Genomic DNA, 16,175 nt, shown 5'->3' on the forward strand with positions numbered 1-16,175 from the left:
CTCTACGCAGTTCTACGGACAAATGCCACGGCAGGTGTCGCCGCCTCGCGGAGCTGACCGTCGCTGTCGCGCCAGCGCACCTGCTCCCGATTCCGTTCATCGAACACGACGTCGAAGTCGTCGTCGTGCAGCGACAGATAGGTCATCAGCTCCGCCAGCCCCTGCTCCAACGGGTACTCGGCCACCAACTCGGGCAGTGAGACCTGGGTGGTTCCGACGAGCGCGGCGCGGACGTTCCCGCCCAGCCGCACCGGATCGACGTGCACCTGCTCGAACAACGCCGACACGTCCACGTCGAGCGGTTCGGCGTCGACGCTGCTGCTGTCCAGCACCTGTTTCACCCGCGGCTGGTACAGCGGGCGTTCCATCGGCAACACGATCTGCGGTGCCATGGCGTCGATCTCGTACGTGATCATGGCGGTCGACTGGTCCCGAAGGGCCAGGCCCTTCGACTCGATGCCGCGCAGGATGTCCATCACCCGACGGTTCTCCAGCCAGACCTGGTCGTCCAGGAACCGGCGCAGCTGCTCCGACAGGAGTCGTACCGTGGCCTGGGTACGCTCCGCCGCGTCCAGCCAGTCATAGTGGATACGTCGCATCCTCGGGTCGGACTCGCCGATCACGTCCAGGGACTGCACCCGGGTAAGCAGATCGCTGAACTCCTGCTGGCGCTGCGGAGAAAGCAGGAAGTCGTAGAAGGCGTGGAAACTGCGGCCCTGGTCAGATTCGGCAATGTCGGTGCGGCTGCCCACCACCTCGTCGAGGAGCTGCCCCTTCGATCCGTCCCAGGTGGCAATCTGTTCCCGCAGCCCTCGGTCGAGGATACGGAAGTTCGCTTCGACCTCGCGGAAGTCGGCGAGCAGGCCGCGCGCAGTCGACACGAACTGCTGGTACCGGTCGCGTTGTCCCGCCGGGTCAAGCAGGTCGACCTCGCCCGCCTGGACCTTGGCGATCTCGGCGTCGATTTCCGCGCGTCGGGCCTCCAGCTCCCGCAGCCGCAGCTCCGGATCGGTTTCCGCGCCGAAGGCCATCTGCCGCAGCAACTCCAGCGCGATGTTCAGCCGGGACTCCGTACCGACGAAGGAGCGTTCGCGTAGGGAATGCACCCAGGTCAACGCACGCTCGACCGCCGGGGTCGCGTCGAAGTGCACCACGTCGGAACCGGGCGGGTAGTACTTGCGCAACCAGCCGACCTCCGGCTGAGCCCAGTCGTCCAGGTATGCCTTTGCCGTACGCGGAAACGTGCCTTCGCCAAGTCGCTCGTTGAGTGCGAAGAGTTCGTCGTCCAGTCGCGCCGCCAGCTCCGGCGCGGCGATGGAGCGGACGTTCTCCTCGACGAACACCCGCCCGAGAAAGCTGAGCACCAACGCGGCGTGGTCGGCACGCAGCAGCCGCCAGGCATGGCTGTTTCGACGAAGCCACTCCAGGTCGTCGAACTCCATCAACCATCCTCACCCGGTACGTCCACGCTCGGCCAACACGCCGACGCTCAATGCTACGGGCCGGCAACTCGCACGACCAAGACACGATCGACGAGCATGAGGTTCGGATACTAGGGGACAAGCGTGACATCTTCGTTGTCACTGACGCGCACTCTCGTGTCGACCCATTGCCAGTAGTCTCCGCTGGCGTTTCTTCGCTCCCGCAGAGCCTGGCACCGATAGCCGGTATCCGCCGGATTCAGATGTTCTCCCCGGTTGACCAAACTCGGGGCGGGAATGTCGTCGCAGCGCAGTTCACGGGCGCGGAGTTCGGGAAAAACCTCGTCCATCTTCCACCACAAGTGGTAGACCTTCTTCGCGGCAAGTAACGCTACCGGCGGTGGCACTACAGAATACGAAACCCAATGCTTCGTCTTGCTCTTTCAGCGTCGAGTCGACGTTGACATTCCCGCCGCGCTGCCCGGCCAGTCAGCAAATCCTGCCAGGGGCAAGCACACGCGTGGATATTGCCGCGTCAGAGGCGTGACTCGACCAACGAGAGTCAAGTCAAGATCGGTCGCATGATCTGGCACGGCATCGCATGATCAGACACTGCGCTAGGAGCAGATAGAACGAAAAACGCCCTGGTGGTGGGATTCTGTCCCTCACCAGGGCGTTTCATAAGGGTGGAGCCGAGGGGACTCGAACCCCTGACCCCCACACTGCCAGTGTGGTGCGCTACCAGCTGCGCCACGGCCCCCTACTGCTTGCCTCGATGTCAGCGACTCTCGCCCCTGACCTCTCGGCTTCGTCCTGATCTCTCAGGCCCGCGCAGAATATTACACATGCCCGGCGGCCCCGTCATCTTCGAGGGGTCCCCCTCCGACTGGCCGCCCGCTTCATCCCGCTATAGACCAGTTCAGTCGGGTCAGTTCAGCGCCACATCTGACGGGAAGTGCGCAACGGCGGACATGATCCCGCCCTGCCGGCGCAGCACCATCGACCACAGGTCCTCCGGCCGTTCCACGAACGCGTCGCCGGGCAGCGCGTCCAGTACGAACCACGACCCGCCGGAAATCTCCGCCTCCAGTTGACCCGGCGACCAACCCGCATAACCGGCGAAGACCCTGATTCCGCTGATGCCCTCCCCCCGGAGCCGGTCCGGGTCGGCGGAGAGGTCGACCGTACCGATCGCGCCGGTGATCGGGTGGAAGCCCTTCAACCGACGCACCGGGGTACGCATCCGGGCCAGGCAGATCGCCGACTCGGGCTGGACGGGCCCGCCCTCGAAGAGCACCGCCGGGTCGCGGGCCAACGCACCCCAGTCCCCGAGTACGTCGGAGACCGCCACCTCGGTCGCCCGGTTGAGTACGACGCCCAGCGCACCGCCGGCCTCGTGCGCGACGAGCAGCACCACGGTGCGGTCGAAGTTGGGATCCTTGAGCGCGGGCGTAGCCACCAGCAACCGCCCGGTCATCGACTCCATGGACCGTCCCCCGATCGCCTGCCCCTCCCCATGCATGCCAGACGCCACTATCCGTGCGCCGATACGCAGAACTCGTTGCCCTCGGGATCGGCGAGCACCGTCCAGGTCAGCCCGGATGTGCTCGGATCCCGGAGGACTGCCGCCCCGAGGCCGACGAGCCGGGCGACCTCTGCCGCAGGATCGTCGGCCAACCAGTCGACGTGCACCCGGTTCTTGCCGACCCGGGGCTCGGCGACCCGTTGGAGGCCGATCTTCACCCGGTCATCGTCGGCGGGTGGACCAAGGATCACGAACTCGTTTTCGTGCTGCCATTTCAGCTCGTAGCCGGCCGCCTCGGCCCAGAACTTCGCCAGCTGTCCGGGATCGACGCAGTCGATGGTCACCATGCGCGCTGTCAACGCCATGCATCGCACCCTACTTGTCCGACTGGCGGTGGTTAAGGTCTGGAGGCGGCCAGACGGATTGTGTACGAAGGGGAGGCCCGTGGGTCCTGTAGCAGAAATCGCCGTCATTGGAGGCTCCGGCCTCTACGCCCTGCTGGACAAGGCGGTTGAACACACCGTCGAGACACCGTACGGCGCACCGTCCGACCCGATCACGATCGCCGAGCTCGGCGGCCGTACGGTGGCGTTCCTGCCCCGGCATGGTCGGGATCACCGCCACCCACCGCACCTGATCCCGTACCGGGCGAACCTGTGGGCGCTGCGCTCCATCGGCGTACGGCAGATTCTCGCCCCGTGTGCGGTCGGTGGCCTCCGTCCCGAGTTCGGTCCGGGCGCGTTCGTGGTGCCCGACCAGCTCATCGACCGGACCTCGGGCCGGGTGCAGACCTACTACGACCAGGGCGCGGTGCACATCTCCTTCGCCGACCCGTACTGCCCGACCGGCCGGAGCACGCTGCTGGCGGCGGCCGGCCAACGGGGTATCGCGGCCACCGACGGCGGGACGGTGGTGGTGGTCGAGGGGCCACGCTTCTCCACTCGGGCCGAGTCCCGCTGGTACACGGCGATTGGCGGCAGTGTGGTGAACATGACCGGGCACCCGGAGGCGGTGCTCGCCCGCGAGCTGGCCCTCTGCTACAGCTCGATCGCCCTGGTCACCGACCTGGACGCCGGGGTGGAGGGGGAACACGGGGTCACCCAGGAGGAGGTGTTCCGGGTCTTCGGGGAGAACAGCGCCCGGCTGCGGGACCTGCTGCTGGACGCGGTCGCCGCGTTGCCGCTCACCCGCGAGTGTCCGTGCGTCCACGCACTGGACGGCATCACGCTTCCGTTCGAGCTGCCCTGACCGTTCGAGCTACCTCGACCGTTCGAGCTGCCCTGACCGTTCGAGCTGCCGTGAGCGGACTGCCCCATTATTCCGCTACACCCGATTAGGGTGATGTGAAACGCAGTCGCGGAAAGCTACGGTTCGCCGGGGGCGGGAGGCGGTCATGGCAACGGTGCGGGACGTGACCTACGACCTGCTGCGTGACCTTGGCCTGACCACCGTCTTCGGCAACCCCGGCTCCACCGAGGAACCATTCCTCCAGGAGTTTCCCGCCGACTTCACCTACGTACACGCTCTCCAGGAGGCGTCAGCGGTCGCAATGGCCGACGGGTACGCCCAGGCGACCGGCAAGCCCGCCCACGTCAACCTGCACACCGCACCGGGCACCGGCAACGGGATGGGCAACCTGGTCACCGCCTGGCACAACAAGACCCCGCTGATCGTGACAGCCGGGCAGCAGGCCCGCCCGATGCTGCTGCTCGAACCCCGACTGACCAGTCCCCGGGCAACCGAACTGGCCCAGCCGTACATGAAGTGGAGCTACGAACCGGTCCGGGCCCAGGACATCCCGGCGGCGATGATGCGCGCCTACGCCATGGCCGTACAGCCGCCCGCCGGGCCGGTCTTCCTCTCCCTGCCCCTGGACGACTGGTACCAGCCAGCCGACGGCACCCCCGTCGTACGTCAGGTGAGCACCCGGATCGCCCCCGACCCGCAACGGCTGCGACACTTCGCCGACCTGCTCGCCCGCAGCCGTACGCCGCTGCTGGTGACCGGCGCGGCGGTGGACCGGGGCGGCGGCTGGCCGGCGGCGGTACGGCTGGCCGAGAAGCTACGCGCCCCGGTATGGTCCTCCCCCGCCCCGGAACGGGCCAGCTTCCCCGAGGACCACCCGCAGTTCCAGGGCGTCCTGCCGTACGCCATCGGGCCGCTCGCGGATCGGCTGCGCGGCCACGACGTGGTGTTGGTGGTCGGGGCACCGGTCTTCCGCTACTACCCCTACGTGCCCGGCGACTACCTGCCTCCGGGCACCCGGCTGTTACACGTCACCGACGACCCCGACGAGGCGGCCCGCGCCCCGGTTGGCGACAGCCTGCTCGGCGACGCGACGGTCACCTGTACGGAGTTGGCCGAGCTGCTGCCCGACTCGGACCGGCCGATGCCCTCGCCCCGCCAGGCGGCACCGGCCCCGGCCGACGGGCTGCCACTGTCGCCGGAGGCGCTCTTCGCCACGCTGGCCGGCAACTGGCCGGCCGACGGCGTACTCGTGCAGGAGACCCCGTCGAACCTGACCGCGTTGCGGCGCCACCTGCCGATCACCCGCCCCGCGTCCTACTTCACCATGGCCAGCGGCGGGCTGGGTTTCGGTCTGCCGGCCGCAATCGGCATCGCCCTCGGCGAGCGGCACACCGGCCGGAACCGACCCGTCATCGCGGTCATCGGCGACGGTTCGTTCCAGTATTCGATTCAGGCGTTGTGGACCGCGGCGCAGCTCCGGCTGCCGGTGGTGTTCGTCGTACCGGTGAACTCGCAGTACGCGATCCTCAAGGCGTTCGCCGAGTTCAAACACGCGCCGGGAGTACCCGGGCTGGACCTGCCCGGGCTCGACATCCCGGCGATCGCGGCCGGCTTCGGCTGCCAGGCTCGCCGGGTCGAGACGCCCGACGAGATCGCCGAAGCACTGCGTACCGCCCTGGCCGTCGACGGGCCGACCGTACTCGCCGTACCGATCAGCACCGAGGTGCCGCCGATCCTGGAAGGCGCCGCCCGCTGATCCGGCTTGTTGTAAGGAAGGGCCCCTTCTTATCGTTTTTTGCATAGGAAGGGGCCCTTCCTAACACCCGAAAGCCTGAAGACGCGCACTCGCTCCAGCCAGATGGCCAGATATCAGCTGTGGGTAAGCGGCAACGGTGCGCCGGAATCAGCTGTGGGTGAGCAGCAACGGTGCGCCGGTGACCGCGTCGAGCACCGTACGGGGTCCCAACGGCGTGGCGAGGGTGACCGTAACCGGATGGATCACCAGTTGTTCCGTGCACACCCCGCTCGGGCGGGTCACCCGGCCGCTCACCACCACCGTGTCGTCGCGTTCCAGCACCAGCGGGGTGATGTCCTTGTCGCAGGCACCGACGCCGAGCCGGTAGGTCAGTTTGTTGCCGTCCACGGCTGCGACGCTCTGCGCTGAGACGAGGTCGGTGCCGGGCTGGAGCGGCGCGACGGATGGCGACGGTACCGCCCCGACGGCCGATGACGCGACCGCCACCCGGGCCACCGGCGAGGACAGCTCCTCGACCGTGAACAGCCAGGCTGGCACCTGGGCTTCGCCCCGACTGGTACGGATGGCGACGGTGCCAAGCTGGGCCCCGGTCACGGTCAACGGGATACACGCGGTGCTCGGGGTCGAGCTGACGCTGCCATCCGGCCCGGTCGCGGTGGTGGGCGGCGGGGTCGCCGCCCGCGCCGGGCATGGTGGCGGGTCGCCCTGGTCGATCTGCCGGTACGCGTCAACGGCGCTCACCAGCGGCACGGTGAGGCTGCCGTCCGGGAAGTTGATGGTCCCATCTGCCGGACTGGTCGACGGCAACTCGACCTGCTGGCGGTACCAACCAGCGAGGAACGCCTGTCGGGTGTCGTCGGAGAACTTCGGGGCGGCCGGTAACACGGTGGCGTCCTGCACCGGGACGTACCCGGTTTGCCAGGGTTGCCGGTTCGGTGCCGTACGCCAAGCGGCCGCGACGTCCGATGCCCGCTGTTCGAAGCCTGCCGTACCTCGGTCCGGCAGCGAGTCGCCAGGGGCGGGGCCAGCCTGCTGCGCGCAGGCGGCGATCGTCATCAACAGCGGAAGGCCCAGCAGGACCGAGAACCGGCGCATGCCAGGTGAGACGTGACCGCCCGGGACCTGGTTCCACCGGCACGACAGAGACCCTCGGACGGGGGAAAAGACCCGCCAGAAGGGTGAACCGACCCCGTTGACAAACAGACCCGCAGTGAAGGGATCAGGCCCGAAGAAGCAAGCACTGCGGCCCCGCTCGGTCTGGCAGGAAGCACTGCGGCCCCGCTCGGTCTGGCAGGAAGCGCTACGGCCGCGGTCGGTACGACAGAAAGCACTGCGGCCCCGGTCGGGATGACCGGGGCCGCAGTGTCGTCCGTGGAGGTGCCGGGAATCGAACCCGGGTCCTTCGGCGCCTTGACAGGGCTTCTCCGAGCGCAGCTCGCTATGCCTCTACTCGGCCCCTCCGATCACGCGAGCGAGTCGGTGTGACGGGCCCAGTCGCTGATTAATCTCGCCGCACGAACCCCGCGACCGGGTTCGATTGGCCAGCCCTCTAGCTGATGCCGGCAAACTGGGTCGAAGGCGCTCCCAGGCCGACAGACTTGCTACTCGCCTCAGGCGGCGAGAGCGAAGTCAGCGCGATTTTGCTTGGCGCTTATTGGTTTCCGACGACCGATTCACGAGACGACGTCGGCTTCCTCGGCTCGCTTCCCCTGCCGCAACGTACGAAGTCGAAACCAGTCACCCCCTAGTTGGCTGCCACTGTGTGTCGCAGCTATCCAAGACTAACGCCTCCGCCGCACGATCTCATCCCGGATATCGCCGGGTTGAGCGGCCAACGGCTGACCGGCCAGACAAAACCACCCAGACGTGACGAAGATCTCAGAGGATGACAAGCCGCAGGAGCTACTCCATGCCCTTGTCGCGGCGACCTGCGGCCCGCCGAATCTCTCGCTCGGCGTCCCGTTTGGCCAGGTCCTGCCGTTTGTCGTACGACTTCTTGCCTCGGGCGAGCCCGATCTCCACCTTGGCCCAGCCATCGGAAAAGTAGACCGACAGCGGAACCAGGGTGACCCCGGTCTCCTGGAGCTTGCCGGTCAGCCGGCTGATCTCGATCCGGTTGAGCAGCAGCTTGCGAGTACGCCGGGGTTCGTGGTTGGTCCAGGTGCCCTGGGTGTACTCCGGGATGTGCATCCCGTACAGGAAGAGTTCGCCGTCGCGTTCCTGCGCGAATGCGTCGACCAGTGAGGCGTGACCGGCGCGCAGGGACTTGACCTCGGTTCCGGTCAGTGCCAGACCCGCCTCGTAGGTGTCAACGATGGCGTAGTCGTGACGCGCCTTCCGGTTGGAGGCGACGACCTTCCGCCCCTTCTCCCGTGGCATCTTGCGTCCCCACCCCTTCCGCTTCTCGCTGGACAGCTCCCCGGCGGTCAGCTCCCGCCGGGTAACGACAGCTCCCCGGCGGACGGTTCCGCGCCGGACAGCCGCGCCATGCTACCCCGAAAGGAAGGGCCCCTTGTTATCGCTTTTTGCGTTGGAAGGGGCCCTTCCTAACCTCAAGGCGAAGCTAGACCCGCAGGTAGAACCGCAGGGTGACCCAGGCGGTGATCGCGCTGAACAGGCCACCGACACCGGCCATCACCGGGAACATAAGCAGCACACTGCTCCATTCCACCGGAGTCATCAGTGTGGTCAGGTCCCGTAGCGCCCCGTCGAGCAGGAAGATCTTGGCCACCACCAGGGCACCGAAGCCGAGGATCGAGCCGAACAGACCGGCCACCACCGCTTCCAGCACGAACGGTGCCTGGATGAACCAGTTGGAGGCACCGACCAGCTTCATGACCGCCACCTCGCGGCGTTTGCTGTAGGCGGCGACTTGGATGGTGTTACCGACCAGCAGGAGCGCGGCAATCGCCATCACCGAGGCGGCGACCAGAGCCATGTTCTGTACGGACCCGAGAATGGCGAAGATCTTGTTGAGTAGTGTCCGCTGGTCGACGATCTCCTCGACGCCGTCCTTGTCCTTGAAGTTCTCAAAGATCTGCTCGTACTGCTGGGGATTCTTCAGCTTGACCCGGAATGACTCGGGCAACTGATCCGGCTTGACGTTGTTCACCAGATCCGGGGCGTCCCGGAACATGTCCTTGAACTGTTCGTACGCCTCCTCCTTGGAGACGTACCGCACCTCGTCGACGAGTGGATCGGCCTCCAGCTGCGAGTTGAGGTCGGTACGCTGCGCGTCGGGGATCGCGATGTCAAGGAAGACGGCCACCTCGAACTTGTCGAAGTACCACTCCTTCATGCTGTTGACCTGCAGATACATCAGACCACTGGCACCCAGCATGGTCAACGACACCGCCATCGTGATGATCATCGCGATGGACATGGTCACGTTGCGCCACAGCCCGACGAGCACCTCGGACAGGACGTATTTCAAGCGCATCGGGGGTTCCTTCCGGATCTCCGCAAGAGTTGTTCGTCGTCATCGACCGGAATCCGGCCGCCGCGTCGCCCAGGACTGGGCGACGCTCGGGCCGAACGGAGGTCGGGTCAGTGCCAACCGGTCGGCGCGGCGCAGAGCCGGCTCACCCGTACACGCCGCGAGCCTGGTCACGAACGATGCGACCGCTCTCGATCTCGATGACCCGGCGGCGCATCTGGTTCACGATGTTGGAGTCGTGCGTGACCATCACGACGGTCGTACCGGTGCGGTTGATCCGGTCCAGTAGGCGCATGATCTCGATCGAGGTATCCGGGTCGAGGTTTCCCGTGGGCTCGTCGGCCAGCAGGATCAGCGGCCGGTTCACGAACGCCCGGGCTACGGCTACACGCTGCTGCTCACCACCGGAGAGCTCGTGCGGGTAACGGTGTTCCTTACCACCGAGCCCGACCAGTTCGAGCACCTCTGGCACCACCCGTCGGGCGACTGCCTTGGTCTTGCCGATGACCTCCAACGCGAATGCGACATTCTCGTACGCCGTCCGGTTCGGCAGCAGTCGGAAGTCCTGGAACACGCAGCCGATTGAGCGTCGGAAGGCTGGTCGCTTCCAGGATCGCATCGCGGTGACGTCGCGGCTGTTCACGACGACCCGCCCCTTGTTCGGGCTGACCTCGTGTAGCAGCAGCTTGATGATCGTCGACTTACCGGAGCCGGAGGGACCGATGAAGAAGACGAACTCACCCTTCTCGATCGACACCGAAACGTTGTCCAGCGATGGCCGGGACGCCTTGGGGTACGTCTTCGTCACTTGCTCAAGCTGAATCACGGGTGGTGAGTCTACGCGCTGTGACAAAAACGCCAAGTCCGACGCCCGTGCTCCCCGCCCGTTTTGTCGGGAAGGGAGCATTCCCTGGTCACAGCCCTGGCGTGAGCCAAACTCGGGTCAGCGCGCCTCGGCTTCGAGCTGCTGCTGCTTCCGCCAGCGGATTCCCGCTTCGATGAAGGAGTCCAGTTCGCCATCGAAGACGGCGGTCGGATTGCCGGTCTCCTGCTCGGTTCGCAGATCCTTCACCATCTGATAAGGATGCAGGACGTAGGACCGCATCTGGTCGCCCCACGAACCGGCCACGTCGACCTTGAGCCCTTCGAGCTTGGCCTGCTCCTCCTGGCGCTTGCGCTCCAACAGCCGGGCCTGGAGCACGCGCAGCGCCGACGCCTTGTTCTGCAGCTGCGACTTTTCGTTCTGACAGGTGACCACGATGCCGGTCGGAATGTGCGTTATCCGGACGGCAGAGTCGGTGGTGTTCACGCTCTGTCCACCTGGACCCGACGAACGGTAGACGTCGACCCGCATCTCGTTCTCGGGAATGTCGATGTGATCGGTCTGCTCGGTCACGGGCAGTACGTCCACACCGGCGAAGCTGGTCTGCCGCCGCCCCTGGTTGTCGAACGGACTGATTCGCACCAGCCGGTGCGTACCCGATTCGACACTGAGCGTGCCGTAGGCGTACGGGGTCTTGACCGCGAAGGTGGCCGACTTGAGCCCGGCCTCCTCGGCGTACGAGGTCTCGTAGACCTCGGTCGGGTAGCCGTGCCGCTCGGCCCAGCGCAGGTACATCCGCAGCAGCATCTCCGCGAAGTCCGCTGCGTCAACGCCACCGGCCCCGGCCCGGATCGCCACCAGCGCCTCGCGGGAGTCGTACTCCCCGGACAGCAGGGTACGAACCTCCATCTCCTGGATCGCCTTGCCCAACCCGCCGATCTCGGTCTCGACCTCGGTCAGGGCACCGGAATCACCCTCCGCCTCGGCCAGTTCCAGCAGCACGCGCGCGTCGTCGAGCCGGGAGCGCAGGCTCTCCAGCTTGCTGATCTCGCCGTTGACGTACGACAACTTGGAGGTCACCTGCTGCGCACGGGCCTGGTCGTCCCACAGGTCCGGCGCGGAGGCCTCCTCTTCGAGCTTCATCTTGTCCCGGCGCAGCCGGTCAAGATCCAGCACTGCCTCGATGTTGCGCAGCGTGGCGTCGAGGTCCTTGAGCTGTTCGGCGTAATCGGCAGCGGTCACGACAGTCAAGAGTACGTGGCCCGGTCCGAGACCAGGGCACCTGCCACGACCATCGACCTCACCAACGATCGACTGGGCATCTCCCCGGCGATCAACGAACGGTCCGCCGATGATCAATCAGCAGCTCACTACCGATCCACCAACGTCTCGCTGGTGATCAACCAGCGTCTCGCCGAGAGATCAGCCGGCGATGGTCAGCTGGTGGGTGCGGTCTTCAGCCAGGACAGTGCGGCCTTGTGGTAGGCGACAGCGAACTCCAGGGCAGCGGCTCCGTAGGTGTCCCCCGCCTTCTTCGCGTCCTTGGCCTGCTCACGGGCGCTGGCCAGGGCTGCGGTGTGGTATTCCCCCGCCGTGGCGTAGAGGTTGCGCAGCTGGTTACCCGAGTGTTGCTCACCGAAGGCGACCCGCAGGGCGATGGGGTTGCGCACCGTACCCCCGGTGGGGTTTTCGACCAGCCAACGGGAGAAGGTCCGCTTGCCGGCGGCGGTGATCGCGTACGGCTGGCTGGAACGTGGACCGGGCTTCCCGAGTCGTACGTAGCCCTGCTCTGCCAACGCTGGCAGTTCCCGGTAAACCTGACTGCGGGTCATCGACCAGAACGGTGCAAGCCGACGTTCGGCGGCGGCCATCAGTTGCCCGCCGGTCATCGGTCCTTCGTGAAGCAGCCCCAGAAGCGCGGCTGCGGTTGGGTTGATTCCAGATTCCGCCATGCCCCATACGCTGCCACTTTGCAGTCGTCCCGTCCAGGATTTGACATAATCGCCACCGGTTCGTGTTCCAATGTGCACTGTCTGTGGCGGACTGTCCGGTGAGGACGATCGATATCTGCGAGCGAGCTTGATCGATCAAATAGCCATGCGGCGAAGCACACTCGGTGTGACGCCGCACGCTCGGCGCCGCCGACCAAGCCGGACCCAATCCTCGAAGAAAATTACCTCAAATAGTACTATTTGCCGCATCCGCGTCAGCCAGGCTAAGCAAATCGGACGGATCCCGCGCGGGGTTCCCCGGGCATTGCCCCGATTGGGGAGCTCAGCTCATGTGCGGGTAGCGGTGGCCCGTCGCCGGCACGAAGGTTTCCTTGATCGTCCGGGGTGACGTCCATCGCACCAGGTTGTGCCAGGAGCCGGCCTTGTCGTTGGTGCCACTCGCCCGAGCCCCGCCGAACGGCTGCTGCCCCACCACCGCCCCGGTGGGCTTGTCATTGACATAGAAGTTTCCGGCCGCGTACCGCAGCTCCCCGGCCGCCCACTCGATCACCCGGCGGTCGGTCGCGAAGATCGAGCCGGTCAACGCGTACGGGGCCACCGCCTCGGCCTGCCGCACCACCGCCTCGAACCGGGCGTCGTCGAAGACGTGCACACCGAGGATCGGGCCGAAGTACTCGGTGGCGAATGACTCGTGCTCCGGGTCGTCGCACTCGAACAGGGTCGGTTGGACGAAATAGCCCACCGAGTCGTCGGCGCTGCCCCCGGCCAGGACCCGGCAACTGTCGGCGGTGGAGATCAGGTCGAGCACGGCGGTCTGCCGGGCGAACGCCCGCCCGTCGATCACCGCACCACCGAAGTTGGTGAAGTCGGTGACGTCGCCGTACCGCAGCGATTCGACGGTTGCCACGAGCCGGTCCCGCAGCCCGTTCTCCCAGAGCGAGCGGGGCAGGTAGGCCCGGGACGCCGCCGAACACTTCTGCCCCTGATATTCGTAGGCTCCCCGGACCAGCGCGGTGCAGAGGGCAGCTGTGTCCGCACTGGCGTGCGCGACGACGAAGTCCTTGCCGCCGGTCTCGCCGACCAGCCTCGGATAGCTGCGGTAGCTGGCGATGTGCTGCCCGACCGTTCGCCACAGCTGCTGGAACACCCGGGTCGACCCGGTGAAGTGGATGCCGGCCAGGTCCGGGGCGGCCAGGGCCACCTCGGAGACGGCGAGCCCGTCACCAGTGACCATGTTGATCACGCCGGGCGGGAGGCCGGCCGCCTCGAACAACCGCATCGTGAAGTGGGCGGCGAACTGCTGGGTTGGGGCCGGCTTCCACACCACGGTGTTACCCATCAGGGCTGGCGCGGCCGGCAGGTTCGCCGCGATGGCGGTGAAGTTGAACGGGGTGATCGCGTAGACGAACCCCTCCAGAGGCCGATGGTCGAACCGGTTCCACGTGCCGGGTGCCGAGGCCGGCTGCTCGGCCAGCAACTTCCGGGCGAATGCGACGTTGAACCGGAAAAAGTCGATCAGTTCGCAGGCGGAGTCGATCTCCGCCTGGACGACCGTCTTCGACTGGCCGAGCATGGTCGCGGCGTTGAGGGTGTCCCGCCACGGTCCGGCGAGGAGGTCCGCCGCACGGAGGAACACCGCAGCCCGCTCCTCGAAGGACAAATCACGCCACATCGGGGCGGCTTCCATGGCGGCCGTCACCGCCGCCCGCGCATCCGCGTTGGTTGCGTTGTGGGTGACCCCCAACACGTGCTGATGCCGGTGCGGCTGCACGACGTCAATCGCCGCACCCCCGCCCATCCGCTGCTCACCGCCGATGCTCATCGGCAACGACAGCTGGTCGGTGGCGAGTTCCCGGAGCCGCCGGCGCAGCCCGGCCCGCTCGGTGCTACCCGCTGCGTAGCCGCGGACCGGTTCGTTGCGTGGTTCCGGTACGGAGAAGACGCCGTCCATCACAGGCTCCTGGTCGATCTCGACGACAAAGACGAAATCGGACCCGCCGCCGGCCCCAGGGTTGGTCGGAGACACGGCGGGACCCGCGCCAATCATCCCATCGACCGCCAGCATGTCCGACCCCACGATCACGCGGTGCCGACCCAGCGCCGGCGCGGACCGGCACCGCGCGGACCACACAGGATGCCCGCGTACGCTGAACAGCCGGCGGCCCACGAACGCCGTGTCCCGCCGCCCTACCGGTGCGGCGACCCGGGCACCCGTTGAAGGGGAGAAGATGACGAAGCAGTCCGGTGCCACCGAGGTCCCGTGCCCCGAGAGCTCAATCGAGCCCGGGCGGAACGCGGACGACCCGAGCGAGGCCGAACTGAACGCGGACGACCCGAGCGAGGCCGGGCGAAACACGGTCGCCTCGGACACCGAGGACGATCCGGCCGAGAAGCCCGAGGACAAGCTGACGGAGAAAGCCGAGAAGGCCGAGGACGAGCCGGCGGAGAAGGCCGACGACGAGGCGTCCCCCGCCGGCGACGCCGACGTGATCAGCGCCCCCGCCGCGAGCATCCTCGCCGTCCTCGCCATCGCCTGGCTCGCCGCGATGCTCTGGTCGGCGCAGCGGACCATCTCCTCATCCAGCGTCGACGCGATGACGATCACCTCCACGGCGTACGCGCTGCCCGGGGTGATCTCCGCCAGCCTGATCGGCGGTGCCGCCGTCGGTCTCACCCTGACCAACCTGCTGGCGTACTGGGGCGTGACCCGGGCCACGCCGCGCTTTGCTGGGGCGGTCGGCGGAGGCCTCGTCACCGGTCTGCTGGCCGCGCTCGCCGTGACCCTCAGCTACGGCGATGGCCCGACAATCATGGTGCTCGCCGGCACCGCCGCTGCGGCGGCCACCCTCGGAGGCATCGCCGGCGGACTGCGCAACGCGCCACCGGTTGGTGCCGTGGTCACCGCCGGCTTGGCGGCGTACGTGGTGGCCCCGCTGCTGAACCTCTTCGAAGGCCCGCTGATGGACCTTTACGGTGCCGGCGAGACCGAGGCGTCCCGGCTCGCCGCCGCCAACTGGTACTCCCGTACTGGCTGGATCATCAGCGGTCTGGTCGCCGGCCTGGTCGCGTTCGGCTACCTACGCTGGGCCCGACGCCGGGCGCTGGCCCGTGACGCCGGACACGCCCCGCTGCGCTGGACCGGTTACCTGATCGCGGGTGCCGGACCGGGCCTGCTGCTGGTCATCGCGGAGGTGCTCACCCGGACCGCCGGGGCCCGGGTGCTGGAGCTGGCCGGTGCGCTCAGCGAAGCCGACCGGGCGGTGCAGAGCATGCTCGGCACGTCCCGGGTCGACTACGCACTCGGGGTGCTCTTCGTGGGCGGGTTCGTCGCCCTCATCGCCTTCGGCCGCACGTTGGGCCCGGCGGCACCGGATCCGGTGGAGGAGGCGGGAGAGGTGGACCCGGCACAGCCCGAGAAGCAGCCTGCGGTCGGCGCTGGCCGCCCACAGAGCGACTAAGCCTCGACCCGAGCCGCTCCCCGCTCAGCCGACTTCGTGTAGCAGCAGGTCGAGCTCGGAGACGTCGTACCACTCCAGCTCGTGGTCCTCGGTGCCGTCGACGGTGAACTGAGCGTCCGGGTCACCGGCCAGCGCCTGCTCCACCACCGCCGTGGCGGCGACGACGGCGTCGACCGCCTCCGACCCGTCGACGTGGAGCGCGGCCACCGATCGGGGGTCGACCGGGCCATCCACCCGTACCGTACTGGAGCCGAGTTCGGTGTCGGTACGGTGCACCCGGTCGGCCGGCAGGTCCACCGAGACCACCACCCGCCGTGGCGGGGCCATCGGGTCGGCGTGCAGCAGCCGCAGGGCGCTCTGCGCGGCCCGGGTGAAGGCGACGTACTCCAGTTCCTCCTCGTCTCCCTCGGCGTACCACTCCCGCAGGGTCGGCGTGACGGCGTGTGCCTCGACGACGGCGAGTACCCCCGCCCGCCGTAGCTCGGCCAGGAGCGGGACGGTGGCCGGGAGGTACACCCGGACGGCTTGCTGTGACACCACTGGAGGACTCCTGGTT

14 protein-coding genes, 1 tRNA gene and 1 other RNA gene are annotated in these 16,175 nt (G+C 67.4%); 3 read left to right on the forward strand and 13 right to left on the reverse strand.

Annotated features, from left to right (window positions below; translation table 11 throughout):
* Window positions 1–2: 2 nt before the first annotated feature.
* The 4 genes from ACWDV4_RS10185 to ACWDV4_RS10200 all read right to left on the reverse strand — a co-directional run bounded on the left by ACWDV4_RS10185 (window position 3) and on the right by ACWDV4_RS10200 (window position 3,311).
* On the reverse strand, window positions 3–1,442 hold the full coding sequence (locus tag ACWDV4_RS10185; protein WP_449976417.1) for a DUF3375 domain-containing protein: 1,440 nt from the start codon (window positions 1,440–1,442) through the stop codon (window positions 3–5).
* A gap of 666 nt (window positions 1,443–2,108) precedes the next feature.
* Window positions 2,109–2,181, reverse strand: a tRNA-Ala gene (locus tag ACWDV4_RS10190).
* Between the two features lie 168 nt (window positions 2,182–2,349).
* Window positions 2,350–2,943: a YqgE/AlgH family protein gene (locus ACWDV4_RS10195; RefSeq protein WP_449976419.1), complete on the reverse strand. Its 594-nt coding sequence runs from the start codon at window positions 2,941–2,943 to the stop codon at window positions 2,350–2,352.
* Window positions 2,944–2,954: 11 nt separating this feature from the next.
* Window positions 2,955–3,311, reverse strand: a complete 357-nt coding sequence (locus tag ACWDV4_RS10200) for a VOC family protein (protein WP_449976421.1) — start codon at window positions 3,309–3,311, stop codon at window positions 2,955–2,957.
* Between the two features lie 79 nt (window positions 3,312–3,390).
* Between ACWDV4_RS10200 and ACWDV4_RS10205 the strand changes: the two genes are divergently transcribed.
* Both ACWDV4_RS10205 and mdlC read left to right on the forward strand, forming a co-directional pair.
* Window positions 3,391–4,194 carry an S-methyl-5'-thioadenosine phosphorylase gene (locus ACWDV4_RS10205; protein WP_449976423.1) on the forward strand — a complete coding sequence of 268 codons (804 nt, stop codon included), beginning with the start codon at window positions 3,391–3,393 and terminating at the stop codon, window positions 4,192–4,194.
* Window positions 4,195–4,339: 145 nt separating this feature from the next.
* Window positions 4,340–5,950 carry a benzoylformate decarboxylase gene (gene mdlC / locus ACWDV4_RS10210; RefSeq protein ID WP_449976425.1) on the forward strand — a complete coding sequence of 537 codons (1,611 nt, stop codon included), beginning with the start codon at window positions 4,340–4,342 and terminating at the stop codon, window positions 5,948–5,950.
* Between the two features lie 147 nt (window positions 5,951–6,097).
* Here mdlC and ACWDV4_RS10215 read toward each other — a convergent pair whose 3' ends face one another.
* From ACWDV4_RS10215 to pruA, 8 genes are all read right to left on the reverse strand, one after another.
* Window positions 6,098–7,045: a hypothetical protein gene (locus tag ACWDV4_RS10215; protein WP_449976427.1), complete on the reverse strand. Its 948-nt coding sequence runs from the start codon at window positions 7,043–7,045 to the stop codon at window positions 6,098–6,100.
* 274 nt (window positions 7,046–7,319) lie between these two features.
* Window positions 7,320–7,695, reverse strand: a transfer-messenger RNA (tmRNA) gene (gene ssrA, locus ACWDV4_RS10220).
* A gap of 157 nt (window positions 7,696–7,852) precedes the next feature.
* A complete protein-coding gene (gene smpB, locus ACWDV4_RS10225; RefSeq protein ID WP_449976429.1) occupies window positions 7,853–8,329 on the reverse strand; it encodes an SsrA-binding protein SmpB in 477 nt (158 codons plus the stop codon).
* 184 nt (window positions 8,330–8,513) lie between these two features.
* Window positions 8,514–9,389: a permease-like cell division protein FtsX gene (ftsX, locus tag ACWDV4_RS10230; protein ID WP_449976432.1), complete on the reverse strand. Its 876-nt coding sequence runs from the start codon at window positions 9,387–9,389 to the stop codon at window positions 8,514–8,516.
* 142 nt (window positions 9,390–9,531) lie between these two features.
* A complete protein-coding gene (gene ftsE / locus ACWDV4_RS10235; protein ID WP_449976434.1) occupies window positions 9,532–10,212 on the reverse strand; it encodes a cell division ATP-binding protein FtsE in 681 nt (226 codons plus the stop codon).
* A gap of 117 nt (window positions 10,213–10,329) precedes the next feature.
* Window positions 10,330–11,451, reverse strand: coding sequence for a peptide chain release factor 2 (prfB, locus tag ACWDV4_RS10240; RefSeq protein WP_449976436.1), 1,122 nt, complete (start codon window positions 11,449–11,451; stop codon window positions 10,330–10,332).
* A gap of 194 nt (window positions 11,452–11,645) precedes the next feature.
* Entirely contained in the window at window positions 11,646–12,161 is a 516-nt protein-coding gene (locus ACWDV4_RS10245; protein ID WP_449976439.1) for a helix-turn-helix transcriptional regulator, read from the reverse strand.
* A 322-nt stretch (window positions 12,162–12,483) separates the two neighbouring features.
* A complete protein-coding gene (gene pruA, locus ACWDV4_RS10250; protein ID WP_449976442.1) occupies window positions 12,484–14,112 on the reverse strand; it encodes an L-glutamate gamma-semialdehyde dehydrogenase in 1,629 nt (542 codons plus the stop codon).
* Between the two features lie 277 nt (window positions 14,113–14,389).
* Between pruA and ACWDV4_RS10255 the strand changes: the two genes are divergently transcribed.
* Window positions 14,390–15,619 carry a hypothetical protein gene (locus ACWDV4_RS10255; RefSeq protein ID WP_449976444.1) on the forward strand — a complete coding sequence of 410 codons (1,230 nt, stop codon included), beginning with the start codon at window positions 14,390–14,392 and terminating at the stop codon, window positions 15,617–15,619.
* A gap of 24 nt (window positions 15,620–15,643) precedes the next feature.
* On the opposite strand, the gene ACWDV4_RS10260 is transcribed toward ACWDV4_RS10255, so the two are convergent.
* Window positions 15,644–16,156 carry a DUF6912 family protein gene (locus tag ACWDV4_RS10260; RefSeq protein ID WP_449976446.1) on the reverse strand — a complete coding sequence of 171 codons (513 nt, stop codon included), beginning with the start codon at window positions 16,154–16,156 and terminating at the stop codon, window positions 15,644–15,646.
* Between the last annotated feature and the right edge of the window lie 19 nt (window positions 16,157–16,175).

This window comes from Micromonospora sp. NPDC003197, assembly GCF_053590565.1.